The sequence below is a fragment of the Chitinophaga sp. genome (genome assembly GCF_039596155.1).
Classification (GTDB): domain Bacteria; phylum Bacteroidota; class Bacteroidia; order Chitinophagales; family Chitinophagaceae; genus Chitinophaga.
The window spans coordinates 59,168-76,058 of the sequence record NZ_JBCNKF010000004.1 but is presented as its reverse complement, the minus strand read 5'-3'; the positions used below and the strand labels follow the sequence as shown (position 1 = coordinate 76,058).

14 protein-coding genes are annotated in these 16,891 nt (G+C 42.6%); all 14 read left to right on the top strand.

Annotation, left to right across the window (positions count from 1 at the left end):
- The first annotated feature begins 50 nt into the window (after positions 1-50).
- The 14 genes from ABDW33_RS05260 to ABDW33_RS05195 are packed head-to-tail and all read left to right on the top strand — an operon-like array spanning position 51 to position 16,889.
- A complete protein-coding gene (locus ABDW33_RS05260; RefSeq protein WP_343689015.1) occupies positions 51-887 on the top strand; it encodes a polysaccharide biosynthesis/export family protein in 837 nt (278 codons plus the stop codon).
- Positions 888-905: 18 nt separating this feature from the next.
- Positions 906-3,305 carry a polysaccharide biosynthesis tyrosine autokinase gene (locus tag ABDW33_RS05255; protein ID WP_343689014.1) on the top strand — a complete coding sequence of 800 codons (2,400 nt, stop codon included), beginning with the start codon at positions 906-908 and terminating at the stop codon, positions 3,303-3,305.
- Between the two features lie 22 nt (positions 3,306-3,327).
- The gene (locus ABDW33_RS05250; RefSeq protein ID WP_343689013.1) at positions 3,328-4,326 is read left to right on the top strand and encodes an NAD-dependent 4,6-dehydratase LegB; all 999 of its coding nucleotides are present in this window, start codon (positions 3,328-3,330) and stop codon (positions 4,324-4,326) included.
- Positions 4,323-5,456 (top strand): LegC family aminotransferase, encoded by a 1,134-nt coding sequence (locus ABDW33_RS05245; protein WP_343689012.1) that lies wholly within the window; start codon positions 4,323-4,325, stop codon positions 5,454-5,456. Before ABDW33_RS05250 ends, ABDW33_RS05245 begins: the two co-directional genes overlap by 4 nt.
- Entirely contained in the window at positions 5,449-6,084 is a 636-nt protein-coding gene (locus ABDW33_RS05240; RefSeq protein ID WP_343689011.1) for an acetyltransferase, read from the top strand. Before ABDW33_RS05245 ends, ABDW33_RS05240 begins: the two co-directional genes overlap by 8 nt.
- Positions 6,085-6,086: 2 nt before the next feature.
- Positions 6,087-7,106 (top strand): N-acetylneuraminate synthase, encoded by a 1,020-nt coding sequence (gene neuB / locus ABDW33_RS05235; protein ID WP_343689010.1) that lies wholly within the window; start codon positions 6,087-6,089, stop codon positions 7,104-7,106.
- Entirely contained in the window at positions 7,103-8,215 is a 1,113-nt protein-coding gene (gene neuC / locus ABDW33_RS05230) for a UDP-N-acetylglucosamine 2-epimerase (protein WP_343689009.1), read from the top strand. Before neuB ends, neuC begins: the two co-directional genes overlap by 4 nt.
- Positions 8,216-8,227: 12 nt before the next feature.
- Positions 8,228-9,274, top strand: coding sequence for a nucleotidyltransferase family protein (locus ABDW33_RS05225; RefSeq protein WP_343689008.1), 1,047 nt, complete (start codon positions 8,228-8,230; stop codon positions 9,272-9,274).
- 3 nt (positions 9,275-9,277) lie between these two features.
- Complete coding sequence (locus ABDW33_RS05220) at positions 9,278-10,000, top strand: acylneuraminate cytidylyltransferase family protein (protein ID WP_343689007.1); 723 nt, start codon at positions 9,278-9,280, stop codon at positions 9,998-10,000.
- A gap of 30 nt (positions 10,001-10,030) precedes the next feature.
- Positions 10,031-11,197: a sialidase family protein gene (locus tag ABDW33_RS05215; RefSeq protein ID WP_343689006.1), complete on the top strand. Its 1,167-nt coding sequence runs from the start codon at positions 10,031-10,033 to the stop codon at positions 11,195-11,197.
- A complete protein-coding gene (locus ABDW33_RS05210) occupies positions 11,194-12,471 on the top strand; it encodes an oligosaccharide flippase family protein (protein ID WP_343689005.1) in 1,278 nt (425 codons plus the stop codon). The genes ABDW33_RS05215 and ABDW33_RS05210 overlap by 4 nt, the downstream gene beginning before the upstream one ends.
- Positions 12,468-13,424: a hypothetical protein gene (locus ABDW33_RS05205; protein WP_343689004.1), complete on the top strand. Its 957-nt coding sequence runs from the start codon at positions 12,468-12,470 to the stop codon at positions 13,422-13,424. The genes ABDW33_RS05210 and ABDW33_RS05205 overlap by 4 nt, the downstream gene beginning before the upstream one ends.
- An 8-nt stretch (positions 13,425-13,432) precedes the next feature.
- Positions 13,433-14,875: an O-antigen polymerase gene (locus ABDW33_RS05200; RefSeq protein ID WP_343689003.1), complete on the top strand. Its 1,443-nt coding sequence runs from the start codon at positions 13,433-13,435 to the stop codon at positions 14,873-14,875.
- Between the two features lie 10 nt (positions 14,876-14,885).
- The gene (locus ABDW33_RS05195) at positions 14,886-16,889 is read left to right on the top strand and encodes a right-handed parallel beta-helix repeat-containing protein (protein WP_343689002.1); all 2,004 of its coding nucleotides are present in this window, start codon (positions 14,886-14,888) and stop codon (positions 16,887-16,889) included.
- Positions 16,890-16,891 lie beyond the last annotated feature (2 nt).

Here is a 16,891-nt window from a genome sequence, read left to right as displayed (position 1 = left end):
GCAAGAATTTTGCTGTGTCTGGTCATTTGCTATTAAACTTTTTTTACATAATGAGGATTTCTACAACCGGGCACCAAAAAAAAGCATTAAGTGTATACTTATATGTGGTGGCTCTTTTAATGTTTGCAACTATCAGTTCTTGTACATCCACAAAAAATATCACCTACTTTAATGATGTTGCAGATTCTGTAAAATGGAGATCGATTGAACAGGCAGGCTATACAACACCTGTAATACAACCCGATGATATCCTCCAGGTGAACATTCAGACACTTGACCCGTCTGCTACTGCAATGCTAAATCAGCAGTCCTGGCCAACAGGTAGCAGTGCACAACCCGCTTTGAACAATGCATCAGTATCTCCAACAAACGTAAGTGGTTACCTGGTTGATAAGAACGGTTATGTAATACTTCCATTATTAGGAAAGGTTGCTGTAGCTGGTAAAACAACTGACCAGGTAAGAGATGAAATCAGCACCAAGGCGGCTGAATTCTATAAAGAACCTGTTGTCAACGTCCGATTTGCAAATTTTAAAGTGACTGTTCTTGGTGAAGTTGCCAAACCTGCCACTTATGTAATGCCCAATGAAAAAATTACGCTCCTGGATGCTATCGGCATGGCCGGAGACCTGACCATCTACGGAAAAAGGGAGAATGTTTTACTAATAAGGGATAATAATAACAAAAAAGAGTTTGTTCGATTTGACCTGAATAAAAGTAATACGTTCCAGTCTCCCTATTTTTACCTCCGTCAGGGCGATGTCGTTTATGTAGAACCTAGTAAAGCAAGGGTTGCTGCTACAGATTCCAGACAGGTACGCAGAATTACTATTCTCACTTCTGTGCTGACCTTACTGGTAGTCATCGTGTCCAGAGTCAAATTATAAATTTTCTATTTTTTTATTATGCATTATAACGGGAACAATTATCAGCCAGGTCCTATTCCCTCTACAATCTCTAATGAGGAGGTCAATGAGAATGGTGTGAATCTGAGAAAACTTATTGATAAATTTATCACCCACTGGTACCTCTTCCTTATTTTCCTGGTCTTTTGTATGGTAATGTCATGGCTATATATCCGGTATACAACTCCCGAATATAAAGTACAGGCTAAGATCCTGATCCAGGATGACAAAAAGGGAGGGGATATTCCTGGTAAGGAACTCTTCCAGGAATTACAGCTCTTCTCTAATAAGAGTAATGTGGACAATGAAGTAGAAATTCTGAAGTCCCGTTCTCTCATGCAACGCGTGGTGCAGGAATTACAACTCTATTCCAGAATTACTGCTGAGGGGCATATTAAGCGCAGTGAGTTGTACGGTAATTCCCCGTTCAATATGAACTGGGTTCGCATGACTGACTCCCTGCGGGCTACAACATATACCATCAAGCCAGTGGCTGATGTGACTAAATTTGCCCTGACAATAGGCAAATCCGGTAAAACTACGACTGCTTCCTGGGGAGATACATTGCGGCTGAACGAAGGAGACCTTGTGATCAGGAGAAATACCAACTACCCGTTTGAAGGAACTTACACGATTGATTTGACTTCGGTAGATCAGGCTGTTGAAGATTACCAGCGGATGATCGACGTATCTATTCCCAATAAGCAGGTAAGCACAATCGACCTTAAACTGGATACCAAAGTGCCTGTGAAGGGAGAAACTATCCTCAACAGGTTTATTGATGAATACCTGAAGGCCAGTGTAGACGATAAGAACAGAATTGCCGACAGCACGATTGCCTTTATCGACAACAGGTTGGTGATAGTAGGGCAGGAGCTGACCGGTGTTGAAAAGGAGATCCAGAATTTTAAGCAGACCAATGAGCTGGCAGACCTGACTGAACAATCTAAATTATTGGTATCCGGTACAGGCGACTTCCTGAAACAGTTAACGGATCTACAGGTAAAATTAAGTGTAGTGAAGTCACTGGAAGATTACCTGGCCGACAGTAAGAACAATAAGAGAGTGGTGCCGTCTGCACTGGTGGTAGAAGATCCAACCTTTGCAGGTATCATTGAACGATATAACCTGCTGCAGCTGGAAAGAGAAAGACAATTACTCTCCAGCACAGAGTCCAATCCGCTGGTAAAGAATATTGATACCCAACTGGCTGGTTTGCGTCAGGACCTTTCTTCAAATGTGGCATCTGTCAGGAAGAGCATTGAAGTAAGCATAAAGGAGTTACAATCACGTTCCGGCGACCTGTCTCAGAAGATCAGAAAAGTACCTGCACAGGAACGTATCTTCCTTGATTATTCCAGGCAGCAATCTATTAAACAGGAGTTATATCTTTTCCTGCTACAAAAACGTGAAGAAACTGCGATTTCCAAGTCGTCCAACATGGCAACAGCGAGGGTGATTGATCCTGCCAAGACCCTGGCCCGTCCTTTCAGACCTAAGCGTTCTCTCGTTTACCTGATAGGGCTTTTGCTGGGTATGATCTTCCCTTCCCTGATTATTTATCTGAAGGAATCTCTCTCCACCCGTATCACACACAAAGCTGATATCACAGGTAGCACCAATGTGCCTATTCTTTCTGAAATAGGACATTTTGAAAATGGAGAGATGGTCATTGTACAACGAGACTCTGTAACGCCAATTGCAGAACAATTCCGCGCTGCACGTACCAACCTTCAGTTCGTTCTGTCCGGGGCGAACGACAAAGTCATTCTCATGACCTCCAGTATGAGTGGGGAGGGTAAGTCTATCATCGCGACCAACCTGGCAGCTGTATTATCAATCTCAGGGAAAAAGGTGTTGCTGATGGAACTGGACTTAAGAAAGCCAAAGATTTCCACATACCTGGGATTAAAGAACTTTTCCGGGTTTAGTACCTATATAATTGGTAAGACCAGCTATGATGAGCTGATTCAGCCTTCCGGTTTTAACGAAAATTGTTTTGTGATCAGCTCTGGTCCTATTCCTCCAAACCCGGCCGAATTATTACTGCAGGAGAAGGTACAGCATCTTTTTGAAAGACTGCGTCAGGAATTTGATTATGTGATCATCGATACGGCGCCTATCGGTTTGGTGACAGATGCGCAGTTACTTGCAAGGTATGCTGATGCAACTATCTATGTGGTACGTCAGAATTATACATTCAAGCAGCAGCTCCAGATCGTAAATGACCTCTTCCAGCAACGGAAGATGCCGAAGCTGAATCTGGTTGTAAACGATGTGCGTAAAGGTGACAGGAACGGATATGGTTATGGTTACGGATATGGTTATGGTTACGGTTACAATGTATCAGAAACGGAGCGACCATTATTATCAAAATTGACAAAAAAGATCAAAAAATAATTTTTAAAGCTAATTGTTGACAATGGACTTAAAGGGTAAAAAGGTACTGGTAACAGGAGCTGACGGATTTATTGGGAGTCATCTCGTAGAGCGACTGCTGGATGAAGGATGTAAAGTGAAGGCATTCGTTTATTACAACTCTTTTAACAGCTGGGGATGGCTTGATTCTTTTCCCAAAGAGAAGCTGGCACAGCTGGAAGTGTTTGCGGGCGATGTACGTGACCCTAATGGTGTACGTACTGCCATGAAAGATATTGATGTTGTTTTTCACCTTGCTGCGCTCATAGCAATTCCTTTTAGCTACCATTCACCTGACTCTTATATTGATACAAATGTAAAAGGTACACTGAATATTGTGCAGGCAGCAAAGGATCTCGGCACTGAACGTGTGCTTGTCACCAGTACTTCGGAAGTATATGGAACCGCACTGTATATCCCGATCGACGAGAAGCATCCGCGTCAGCCGCAGTCGCCATACTCGGCCTCGAAAATCGGAGCCGATTGTATCGCGGAATCTTTTTACAGAAGCTTTGATCTGCCGCTCACTATTGTAAGGCCATTTAATACATTTGGTCCCCGTCAGTCAGCAAGAGCGGTTATACCTACCATTATTACTCAACTGCTGAATGGAAAGGAAGAAATAAAACTGGGCGACCTGATTCCTACGCGTGATTTATTATTTGTAAAAGACACCGCCAATGGCTTCGTGGAAATTGCAAAAAGTGATAAGTTAATTGGCCTCGATTGTAATATCGCCACGCAATCAGAGATCTCTGTAGGTGATCTGGCACAGGAACTGATCAACCAGATCAATCCGAATGCGAAAATCGTGACTGATAACCAGCGGCTGAGGCCAGAGAAGTCGGAAGTATTCCGGTTGTATGGAGCAAACGCCAGGATCCAGGAATATACCAACTGGAAGCAGCAGTATAGCCTGAAAGATGGTCTTGCCGCTACGATCGAATGGTTTAAAGACAAAGAAAATTTAAAGCAGTATAAAGCCGATATATACAATATATGATACCGTTATCTGTGCCAAATCTGGCGGGAAATGAATGGAAATATGTGAAAGATTGCCTGGATACCAACTGGGTATCTTCAGTAGGAAGTTATGTAAATCAGTTCGAGGAAATGACTGCTGCCTTTACCCATACCAAAAAGGCGGTAGCAACCAGTAATGGTACTGCTGCGCTGCATATCAGTCTGATGCTGGCAGGTGTTAAACAGGGCGACCTGGTTGTATGCCCGAACATTACATTTGTCGCTCCTGTAAATGTGATTAAATACCTGGGAGCTGACCCTGTATTGATAGATGTGGATGCCTACACCTGGCAACTGGATGTACAGCTGCTGGAGAACTTCCTTAGCCATAACTGTGATGAGGAAGAAGATGGTGTTTATCACAAAGAAAGTGGCAAAAGAGTTAGTGCAATTGTGCCTGTGCATGTGCTGGGCAATATGGTAGACATGGATCAATTGATGGCTTTATCGAAAAAGTTCAATATTCCGGTTGTAGAAGATGCTACCGAAGCGCTGGGATCCAGCTATAAGGGCCAGCCAGCGGGTTCTATGGGGCTGTTCGGATGTCTGAGTTATAATGGTAATAAGATTATCACAACCGGTGGTGGTGGAATGATACTCACGAACGATGAAGCATTGGGAAAAAAGGCGAAACACCTGACTACCCAGGCCAAATCAGATCCAATGGAATATTTTCATGATGAAGTGGGTTATAACTACCGTCTTGTAAATATACTGGCGGCTATGGGAGTTGCCCAGATGGAGCAGTTACCTGGTTTTATCGGGCGGAAACGCGCTATCGCCGCCATGTATAACGAAGGACTGAAAAACATTCCTGGTTTTATGGGACAGGCGCTTACAGAAGGAGTGGTGGCCAACTGCTGGTTGTATACAGCGGCGTTTTCAAAAAGCAGGGACTTACTGGAATTCCTGAATAAGAATGGCATACAAACCCGCCCATTCTGGGTGCCAATGAACCGCCTGCCTGCGTTTAAGAATGATATTTATTATTCAGAAGCAGACATTAGTAACATGGTATATGAGCAATGCCTGAGCCTTCCATGTTCTACAAATATAACTGATGAAGAAGTGAAATCAGTCATTGCAAAAATCCAGGAGTTTTATGCCTAAACAGTCGCTGATCCTGATAGGAGGCGGAGGGCATTGCAAATCCGTTCTGGAAGTAATCCGTACTTCCGGTAAATGGCATGTAGCAGGCATATTGGATAGAAAAGAACTGGTCGGCACAAACCTGCTCGACCAGAAAATTATAGGTACAGATGAAAACCTGGATGCTTTAGTTGCAGCCGGTCATCATTTTTTAATCACCATTGGCCAGATTAAAAGTGCTCAGCCAAGGCAGCGTATTTATGATGCGCTACTGACAAGAGGAGCCCCCCTGGCAACAGTGATAGCAGATGAGAGAACCGTGTCTGCATATGCAACCATTGGTGCGGGTACGGTCATTCATCATCGGGTATCTGTTAATGCAGATGTCACAATCGGGCAAAACTGCATTATCAACACAGGCGCAAATGTGGAACACGACTGCAGCGTTGGTAATCATACCCACATCTCTACCGGTGTATTGCTTAATGGAAATGTGGTAGTAGGAGATGCCTGCATGCTCGGTTCCGGTAGTATTGTATCGCATGGGGTAAAAATAACAGAGAATACCGTTGTAGGTGCAGGTGCTCTTGTGATCAGAGATATCACCGTTCCCGGTACATATGCAGGTGTTCCCTGCAAAAAAATATAGAGATGAAAAAAGTATTGATCATAGCCGAAGCCGGTGTGAATCATAATGGCAGCATGGAAAATGCTTTCAGATTGATTGAGGCGGCAGCAGCGGCAGGTGCAGATTACGTCAAGTTCCAGACTTTCAAAGCTGCCAAACTGGTTAGTAAAACCGCTCAGCAGGCCGAATACCAGGAAAAGAATATGGGGGCCAAATCAACCCAGTTCGAGATGCTGAAAAAGCTGGAAATTACAGAAGACCAACATTATTTGTTAAAAGCCCACGCCGAGAAGAATAATATCCGTTTCCTCAGTACGGGATTTGATGAAGAGAGTGTAGATTTCCTCGACAATCTTGGAATGGACCTTTTTAAAGTACCTTCCGGTGAAATTACCAACTATCCATACCTGAAACATATTGCGGCGAAAAAGAAGCCGGTGATATTGTCTACAGGGATGACTACCCTCGGAGAAATAGAGAATGCCATAAATGTATTGCTGGAGAACGGCATTGCGAGGGAGAACATCCAGGTGCTGCATTGCAATACAGAATATCCTACACCCATGAAGGATGTAAATCTGCGTGCCATGAACACCATCAGGATTGCATTTGGAATAGGTGTTGGCTACTCTGATCATACATTGGGTATTGAAGTGCCTGTTGCAGCTGTGGCGCTGGGGGCTGAAGTGATTGAAAAGCACTTTACCCTGGACAAGGAAATGGAAGGACCTGATCACAAAGCATCTTTGGACCCTGCAGAACTTCGGCAGATGGTGTCTGCTATTCGCAATGTGGAGCTTGCAATGGCCGGAGATGGTTATAAACAGCCCAGTGAAAGTGAAAGGAAGAATATGGCAATCGCCAGGAAAAGCATTCACCTGAGCAAAGACCTTGCAGAAGGTACCGTGATTACAGCAGGTGATTTGGTAATGATACGCCCGGGGGATGGAATTTCACCATTTGAAATGGACAAGATTGTTGGCAGAAAGGCAGGCAGGGATTTATCCGCATTTCATAAACTCAGTTGGTCTGATATTTCATGAGAGTAGCCATTTTAACAAGTTCCAGAGCAGATTATGGAATTTACAAACCATTGATTAAGGCACTGTACGCAGACGATTTCTTTCAGACTGCGATCATCGCTTTCGGTACTCATTTATCGTCATATCACGGGCATACTGTAGATGCGATAGAGCAGGATGGCTATAAGGTGGATTACAGGATCGCTTCTATGTTACTGACAGATGATGATGCATCTATCTCAACTGCGATGGGCCTGACCACTATCCGCTTTGCAGATTTCTGGCAGGCACACGCAAAGGATTTTGATGTCGTTTTCTGTCTGGGAGATCGTTATGAAATGTGTACCGCTGTGGTAGCCGGTCTCAGCTTTGGGGTGAAATTTGCACACCTCCACGGAGGAGAGACAACTTTAGGTGCTATAGATAATGTTTTCAGGCATACTATAACTATGGCATCCCATTTGCATTTCGTGGCCACAGATGTGTTTGCTGAAAGGGTCTTCACTTTACTGGATAATAGGGATGCAAACGTAACGGTTACCGGTGCCCTGAGCCTGGATAATCTTTCTGGTATTCCATTATTAAGCAAATCAGCATTTAATGACAAGTGGCATATTGATCTGGATAAGCCTTCTATTTTGATCACCATTCATCCCGAGACGGTAGGGGCGCAACAGAATAAAAGCCATTTGCAGGAAGTGCTGGGTGCACTGGAAGTACTTTCATCCAGCTATCAGCTGGTGATCACCATGCCGAATGCAGATACAAACGGAAGTGTGTTCCGCAATGCCTTTCAGGCGCTCGGACAGAACAATCCGGAAAAGATAAAACTGATAGAAAATTTTGGTACCCAAAGTTATTTTTCCTGTATGCAGCACGCCAGTATGCTCCTGGGAAATACCAGCAGTGGTATCATAGAAGCGGCCTCTTTTAATAAATATGTTATTAACCTGGGCGACCGGCAGAAAGGCAGATTGACAGGCAGCAATGTAATGCATGTGCCATTCAGTAAAGCGGCAATGCTTGAAGCAGTGGAACAAGCTTCCGGGAAAGGGCCTTACGAAGGTGAAAACATTTATTTCAAAGGCGGAGCAGCAGAAAGGATTATACAAACCCTTAAGCAGCTTTAAACCTCAAAAGTTATGGAAGATTACAAAAAACACTTAATAAACCAGGAGGCAACCCTCATGGAAGGCCTGGCACGCTTGAATGTGCTGGCGAGTGATACTATTTTATTTGTGATAGATGAAGACGGCAAACTGGTTGGCTCGCTGACAGACGGAGATATTCGCAGAGGTTTGCTCAGAGGCCTGCAACTGGACAGTTATGTCCGGGATTTTATTGCCAAACCGCCAAAAATTATTCAAAAGGGAAAATATACTGCTGAACAAATTATTGAATACAGGAAGAACAATTTGAAGATCATTCCCGTTGTTGATGATGAAGGTCGTATTCAAAATATTGTGAACTTCCGCTTTCATCGTTCCTATCTGCCTGTAGACGCCATTATTATGGCGGGTGGCAGGGGAGAACGCCTGAAACCGCTGACGGATAATACGCCTAAACCTTTACTGAAGGTAGGTGAGAAACCGATTATCGAGTATAACATTGACCGGCTGGTTAGTTACGGTATTGACGATATATGGGTATCTGTACGCTACCTGGGTGAGCAGATCGAAAACCACCTGAAAGATGGTGGAGAGAAAGGCGCTACCATTAAATACATCTGGGAAGATACCCCGCTGGGTACTATCGGCGCAGTATCGAAAGCCGAAGACTTAAGCCAGGACTATGTACTGGTTAGTAATTCGGACCTGTTAACAGATCTTAATTACGAAGACTTTTTCCTGGATTTCATTGCAAAAGATGCGATGCTTTCCGTGGTAACCATTCCTTATCATGTAGAGGTGCCATACGCGGTACTCGAAACAGACGAATCACATGTTCGTTCATTTAAGGAGAAACCGACGTATACTTATTATTCAAATGGAGGCATCTACCTGATGAAAAAAGAATGTCTGGATCTTATACCCCGGGATGCATTTTTTAATGCCACCGACCTGATGGAGACATTGATTGCAAAAGGGGAGAAGGTGGCTTCTTATCCATTGCATGGGTACTGGCTGGACATCGGCAAACATGAGGATTTCAAAAAGGCACAGGAAGACATTAAATATATCCGGTTTTAATATATGTCGATATTAGTAACAATATGTGCCCGGGGTGGTTCCAAAGGAGTGCCGGGTAAGAATATTAAGCCATTAGGTGGCAGACCACTGATAGATTATTCTATTAAAATGGCGCAGGCTTTCCTGACCAGGTATGATGGTGCAATCGCCTTATCGACGGATGATGAAGGCATCATCCGTGTAGCTGCAGCATCTGGTATTACTACCAATTACAAACGCCCGGCAGAACTTGCTTCTGATACTGCAGGTAAAGTGGATGCTATTGCTGATCTCCTGCTGTTCGAGGAACAACAGCGTAATCAAAAATTCGAATACCTGCTGGATCTTGACGTTACATCGCCTTTTCGTACTATGGATGACCTTGAAACGGCTTTCCATACTTTTAAATCAGCGGAAACCGCACTTACTTTGTTTTCCGTAAGTAAATCAGGGCGTAACCCTTATTTTAATATGGTTGAACAAAAGGAAAATGGATTTTACGGCGTCGTTAAATCTGCCGGAGGCGGTTTCCTAAGCCGTCAGGCTTCTCCTCAGGTATACGACATCAATGGATCATTCTATTTTTACAGACGTTCATTCTTTGAATTGGGCACAAACAAGGTCATTACAGAAAGGTCTATGATATATGATATGCCCCATATTTGTTTCGACGTTGATCATCAGATTGATTTCGATTTTATGGAGTATTTGGTGAACACAGGAAAGGTCGGCATTGATTTGCTTTAACTTGTACAGAAATCTTATTATCTCTTACTTATGTACCGTCTTGGGTTTCTATTTATGCTGGTTGCATTGGCAGCCTGTAAGAAGTCAGCCAATTTGACTTATGATGATCGGCTGAGTATAAATGATGATGCTGGTATTGCCTTAGTCAGTGACGACGGAGAAGAACAACGTAAATCAGAAGCGCTGATTTTCAAGAAAGACATTTTAATGCCCGACGCCCGGTTCCCGGGAGGCTTTGGGTACCCTGAGTTACTGATTTCCAAAACGGGTGAATGGATACTGTCTGCTACAGGACATTCAGTAGGTTTGATTGATACAGATAGTGCCACCATTGCAGTGGCATCCAGTTATGACCTGGGTGAAACATGGGCAATAGACTCGATCCTTCAGGAAAAAGTGGCTAAGATTAATATTTCTATGCCTAATATGTTGGATGTAGGAAATAACAAAAGGTTATTGGTATTCCTGGCAAAGAATTCTCTTTCTAATATCAATTTGTATGTTAAAGCCAGCAATGACGGAGGCCTGACCTGGAATCCACTTACACATATAAATCCACTGAACGACGGGTACAACATCATCAATAATTCCAGGCTGATACAATTGAAATCCGGAAGGTTGTTGATCCCTGTTTCTTTTGCACCGGAAATCAATCAGTATTATAACTTCCAGACGATGTTCTGCTACTATAGTGATGATTATGGTCTGACCTGGCAAAAGGGTAGAACATATAGTGCTGATGTGGCACTAATGGAGCCTTCTGTGACGGAACTGGGGAACGGCAAGCTGCTAATGGCGATCAGGAGCAAAACAGGCTCGGTATTGTTTTCATCGAGCAGTGATGGCGGGTATACCTGGTCGGATATTTCCAAATCAAAGATTAATACACCGGAATCACCACAAACGATTGTATACTCCGCGGCGTATAACTGTTTATTCATGGTTTGGAATAATGCTACCTACGATCCGGCTGTTTTTGACAAGCGAAATCCTTTGACACTGGCGGTAAGCTTTGACAATGGGAAGACCTGGGATAAGAAGATTGATATTGAAAATACCGCTAATTATTCATATAGCTATCCTTCTGTGAAGATTGCCGGTAAACTACTCATCATTACATATAATAAGTATAGCAAGCTAACGGGCAAGCCCCGTATCGCGCTTGCGAAAGTGGATATAGAAAAATTAATTAAATGAACTTTCGGCAGATCTTACAACATCCACTCCTGAAAGGAGGCCTGATTTATGCACTGACAGATGCCATTAACAAGGCAGTACCTTTCCTTATATTGCCATTGCTGACTTTTTACCTGACACCTTCAGATTATGGTGTGGTAGCCAACTATACTGTCTATACTTCTATCTTACTGGTATTCGCCGGTATTAATTTACATGGTACGATATCTGTTAATTTTTATAAGTTCGACAAGGAGCAGATTGCCACTTACATCTACAATCTTTGTCTTATACTGGCTGGTTCTACAGTGGTATGTTTTGTGTTGATCGCATTGCTGGGAGATTTCATAAGAGGTTTTTTGCCTATTAATAATTTTTATCTGCTGATGGGTGTAATGATCACACTGGCGCAGGTAATCACGCTGTTTAATATGGAACTGTGGAGGCTGGAAGAGAAGCCTTTGAGTTTTGGTGTTTATCAGATCACGCAGACCATACTGAATTTTCTGCTCACACTTGTGTTTGTGATCAGTTTAAAGTATAAGTGGGAAGGCAGGGTTTGGGCCATCGCTCTCTCAACATTTGTATATGGTATCTTTAGTCTTGGTTTTATCTGGCGCAGGGGATACCTGAAGCCGGTGTATAATAAAGCTTACATTAAAGATGCGCTCGGATTTGGTTTGCCATTGCTGCCTCATGCGATGAGTATTTGGGTAAGAACAGGTATCGACAGGATTTTTTTAACGAAATTTTATGGTACAGAAGCAACCGGGCTGTATGCTACAGGTTTTCAGTTCGGGCTATTGCTGTCTTTCATGAACCTCGCTTTTAACAATGCTTACATTCCATATCTGTATAAAAACCTGGGTAGAGAGAACAATGAACCGCTGAAGCGAAAGTTGGTATTTTTCACATACGCATATGGTATCGTACAGGTGGTGCTGGCGGTAATACTCATTGTGGTTTCTTATTTTATAGTTGACCATTTTCTCTCAAAAAGTTACATAGAAGCCAGGGACTTTATCAGCTGGTCTATGTTTACGCAGGTATTTCAGGGAATGTACCTGATGGTAGCCTGTTATTATTTTTATGCAAAGAAAACTAAGCAGCTGGCGTACATTACCTTTTCTGCTGCACTGGTGCAGGTAGGAACTTCTTATTATTTTATCCGTAATTACGGACCTATCGGTGCAGCGTATTCAGCTACAATTATTGCGGCACTGACTTTTATAGCCGTTTTGATTTTTTCGGATAAGGTCTATAAAATGCCTTGGTTAAAGCCTTCTTTAAGATGAAAGTAGTAAATGTAATTGTCTGCACGAAACCACTGCAGTGGTTCAATGCACTGAATATAGATTTTCCGGGTCAGGAGGATCGTATCCTGATCGTGATTAACTCTTTTAAGGAAGCTGAGTTATTCTACGAAAGAGTAAAGTTATATGATGACACATGGTCTGAAGTGATATTTGGACAGACAAGGGAGGATTCGTATGCCCTTGTGAGAGAACTGGCAAAGAAGTATGCCGTTGAGCGGTTGTATGTTGATTGTGACTATGGCAGCATTGGCGGTGAATATGCCAGGCTACCTGTTGGCAACCTGTATGTAATAGAAGAGGGCCTTGGACCTTATGTCGACAAAGTAAAGAAGGGCACGCTAAAACGCCTTGTTTTCCGGGTGAAGGGCTGGGGAACCTTCCTGGGAGGGAATAGCCGGACGAAAGGAATTTACCTGTATAACCCTCATTATTACAGGCATGTACATAAGGGGTATAAGAAACAGATTTTACCTTTCAGAACCGACTTCTTTAGTGCACTTGCAGCCAGAAAGGAGCTAATGGAAAAGGTATCAGGCCTGGAACTGCCGGAAGCTATACAGGGAGGGAAAAAGGTGGCATTTTATTTGACCGCCTATAACATTAATCCGGATGTAATTACATTCCTTACGGAAAATATAGATCAATACGACAATATAATAATAAAAATACACCCTCATCTGGCCAACAATTTCAGGATTGAAAACCACACCGACAAAATTCCGGCGGAAAAGCTGACGGTGATGTCGAACAGTGTATTGGCTGAAATTATAATTAGCCGGCTGGCAGAAGGAAACGAATTAACGGTGGTGCACGAAAGTAGTACTACCTGCTTATATGTGGATGAAAGTAATATGAAAGTGATCAATATGGGCAAGGTATTACAGGAAGAATTCGGTACATTCAGAAAGATGTACCTGGAAAATTTTGCGTAAAAACAGGAATGAAAGAAAGAAAGACATATATACCCGTAGGAATTATCCTTTTCCTTTATTTAGTAATCATTTTGCAGAATGATAACCTGAGTGGCGTGTCATTGCTGAATCTGCTGACGTTTGGAGGAATAGTACTGATATCGGCTATCGGTGTGTTCGAAGATAGATATCCTTACTCGCTCAAAAAGTTCTTCTGGATCTTCAATCTTGTATTCCTGGGATATATTCCTACCATGCAATACCTGAATAACCGTTACCCATGGATAGGAGAGAAGTTAAGCGACGATCTGGTACTGAAGGTAAATATTCTGTTGATCGTATGTCTTTTGCTATTCAGGTTTTTTTATGCTTATTTTTCAGGTAAGCTGATCACGCAGTCACGGTCGCAAAATGTTTCGTCGGACCTAAGCATTCCCCGCTATTACTGGATTGGGGGTACCATATTTTTTGCATTTTGTGCCCTGATCGTGCTTAGAAGTGGGGGAATTGTTTTTTTGCGCTCTGATGTAATCAGTGCTTCTGTAGATAATGTAAACAGCAACTCTTCGGAGAACCTGTTGGTCGATAAGGTCGCCAGATCATGGGTATTGATTTATGCTATCATAACAATTCAGTTGTATAAGTCCAGGAGAATTTCTCTGTTCTGGATGTTGACCATATTGTTGGCCACTGTACTAACCAATTTCCCGCTTGCTTTGCCCCGTTATCTGGCTGCAACTTTTTATATCGGGCTTGCGCTTACTTACAGGCGTTGGTTCAACAGTCCTAATCTGTTTCCAATTATTATTATCGCATCACTGTTTTATGTGTTTCCGATCCTGACGGAGGCCCGTCATGATTATTTTTCTATGGAATATGTAGCAGGTAATTTTTCTGAGATTTCTGCTAAAGCATATAGTTCTGGTGACTTTGATGCATATACAATGTTTTGTAAGACGGTAGAATATACCGATTTGAGAGGTATCGTATATGGAGAACAACTTTCGGGGGTCCTCCTGTTTTTTGTACCCCGTAATGTGTGGCCGGATAAACCCGTCGGAAGCGGATATTTTATAGGCCAGAAAAATGGTTTTTACTTTCTGAATGTGTCCTGCCCTTACCTGGCCGAAGGATACCTGAATTTTGGTATTCCGGGTGCTTTAATTATAGTTTTACTGTTTGCGTTCATCTTTGCCAGATTTGATAGATTCTATTGGGTAAATGTGAGTCGTGGCAGCGAAATGAATTTCTGGATATTAATTTATCCGTCGTTGTTAGGCATGTTTTTCTTCATGATGAGAGGTGATTTATTATCCTCTTATGCATATACTTTTGGAATGCTGGTGACAGCCTACCTGGCATATATGCTTGTGAAGAAAAAAGTTAAGAAGAGAAAATTCAGGGTAGGGCAAAATGAAAATTTCCATCCTGTTCATAATAATCAAGAGTTATTCAAATTGTCATCAAATTAAAACTGTTTGTATGAAACTCCTTAATTGCTTATTGTTAGGGATGCTTATTGCATGTCAGAGCCTTCAGGCGGCAAATGTATATGTCGCTGTTAACGGAAATGACAGGAATGCAGGAACTTCTGTCTCCGCACCACTTGCAACTGTAAAAGCCGCTGTCGCTAAGATTCAGCAACTTGGTGGTGGGACAGTCAATTTTTTGGCTGGCACTTACTACATCGATGCACCGATCAGTCTTTCGGGTAATGCGGGCATCACATTTCAACCTTATAACAATGCGAATGTAATTATATCCGGAGCACGGTTAGTGACCGGAAAACTCAGTAAGAAAGGGAATATCAATATACTTACACCTGATAATCCTGCTTTGCTGAGAAAGGGGGAACTACAGTTATTCGCAGGAGAGCAACGCCTGAAACAGGCAGAATCACCGAATGACGACAATTACTTTTATATCAAAAGCACTACTGAAGATGCCAGTGGAAGAAAAACAGTCAACCTGGATACAGCTGCCAATAACCTGGGTAGCTTGTTGAAATCAACAGACGGTGTTACGGTTAAAGTATATACAAAATGGAACTTTACACAATATCCTGTTATTGCTGCATCAGGTAAGCAGTTTACCACTACAGGGCTGGCTATTTCCAAATATACGCCATGGAATGCCGGTACCCGTATAAAAATTGCGAATACATGGGCTGCATTGGATGACGATGGAGAGTTCTTTACGGATGGTAAAACCATTGGGTTTATAGCTTCGGGTACACAAATCTATGCACCTGCTACTGATGTGTTGTTCAACATTACCGGCAGTGGTTTTTCATTCAGGAATCTTCATTTTAAATATTCCGGTTGCGTCCTGCCTGATAAAGGTTTCGATCCACAACAGGCGGCAGCTTCACAGCCAGCGGCTATACAGGTAGATAACACCAGTGACCTCACATTTGATGGTTGTTCCTTTGAGCACTTTGGTTACAATGTAATGTGGTTTAGAAATGGTGTTCATAACGTTACAGTAAGCAACTGCCTGTTCAGCGACCTGGGTATGGGCGCGGTGAAAGTGGGAAATATTATGATGGATGCGAGCCAGCTGACTGCAGGGGTTAAAATCACTAATAATATTATCAAATCGGGTGGCAGACTGAATCCAGCTGCTGCTGGTATTACTGCATTTAATATCAGTGATCTTTCAATTACCAACAATGATATCAGCGATCTTTATTACTCCGGCATATCAACAGGTTGGACCTGGGGATTTAAGACCACACTGAATAAGAACATTGTGATCAGTAATAATGTCATCCATGAAATCGGGCAGGGAGTGATGGATGATCTGGGCGGTATTTATACACTTGGCCTAAATGCTAATTCATCTATTACACACAACCTGGTGTATGATATCCTCTGTTACAGGTATGGTGGCTGGGGTATTTATCTGGACCAGGGATCATCAGATTTCAACATTCAGAATAATATCGTCTATAACACCAATTCAGGAGGTTTCTTCCTGAGCCAGGGCCGTGACAATAGAGTGCACAATAATATTTTTGCAAATGGCCGGGGCTACCAGATGAAGATTGGTGCTTTTGATGGAAAATCTGTCAATAATACGATCACTAAAAACATCATTGTGGGTGATGGTAGCAGCAACTGGCTGGACGGATATTGGAGTAAGATGACAATTAACCTGGACAGCAATGTGTATTGTTCCAACGCACAAAACGTGCAGAAAATTTTCGCGAACGGTAACCTTAATGACTGGCGTAAACTGTCTAATAAAGACCGCAATTCTATTGTAATATCCAATACAAAAGTGGAAGATGACGATGTAAAGAGTCAGTCTTTCATCAATAACAATCTGAAACAGCAGATAGGATTTAAGGATATAGATCTACAGCGGGTAGGTGTGACCTCAGACAACAGCTATAAAAATTCAGTTAGTATCAGAAAAACCAGTGAGTTCTATTGGAAAAGCCTGAACAAATACAAGTTTGATCCCAATCAAAATGGGAATTAGAA

Excerpts from the sequence above, each read along its gene's own strand:
- ABDW33_RS05260 (WP_343689015.1), top strand. The coding sequence starts at position 51 with ATGAGGATTTCTACAACCGGGCACCAAAAAAAAGCATTAAGTGTATAC.
- ABDW33_RS05255 (WP_343689014.1), top strand. The coding sequence starts at position 906 with ATGCATTATAACGGGAACAATTATCAGCCAGGTCCTATTCCCTCTACA.
- ABDW33_RS05250 (WP_343689013.1), top strand. The coding sequence starts at position 3,328 with ATGGACTTAAAGGGTAAAAAGGTACTGGTAACAGGAGCTGACGGATTT.
- ABDW33_RS05245 (WP_343689012.1), top strand. The coding sequence starts at position 4,323 with ATGATACCGTTATCTGTGCCAAATCTGGCGGGAAATGAATGGAAATAT.
- ABDW33_RS05240 (WP_343689011.1), top strand. The coding sequence starts at position 5,449 with ATGCCTAAACAGTCGCTGATCCTGATAGGAGGCGGAGGGCATTGCAAA.
- neuB (WP_343689010.1), top strand. The coding sequence starts at position 6,087 with ATGAAAAAAGTATTGATCATAGCCGAAGCCGGTGTGAATCATAATGGC.
- neuC (WP_343689009.1), top strand. The coding sequence starts at position 7,103 with ATGAGAGTAGCCATTTTAACAAGTTCCAGAGCAGATTATGGAATTTAC.
- ABDW33_RS05225 (WP_343689008.1), top strand. The coding sequence starts at position 8,228 with ATGGAAGATTACAAAAAACACTTAATAAACCAGGAGGCAACCCTCATG.
- ABDW33_RS05220 (WP_343689007.1), top strand. The coding sequence starts at position 9,278 with ATGTCGATATTAGTAACAATATGTGCCCGGGGTGGTTCCAAAGGAGTG.
- ABDW33_RS05215 (WP_343689006.1), top strand. The coding sequence starts at position 10,031 with ATGTACCGTCTTGGGTTTCTATTTATGCTGGTTGCATTGGCAGCCTGT.
- ABDW33_RS05210 (WP_343689005.1), top strand. The coding sequence starts at position 11,194 with ATGAACTTTCGGCAGATCTTACAACATCCACTCCTGAAAGGAGGCCTG.
- ABDW33_RS05205 (WP_343689004.1), top strand. The coding sequence starts at position 12,468 with ATGAAAGTAGTAAATGTAATTGTCTGCACGAAACCACTGCAGTGGTTC.
- ABDW33_RS05200 (WP_343689003.1), top strand. The coding sequence starts at position 13,433 with ATGAAAGAAAGAAAGACATATATACCCGTAGGAATTATCCTTTTCCTT.
- ABDW33_RS05195 (WP_343689002.1), top strand. The coding sequence starts at position 14,886 with ATGAAACTCCTTAATTGCTTATTGTTAGGGATGCTTATTGCATGTCAG.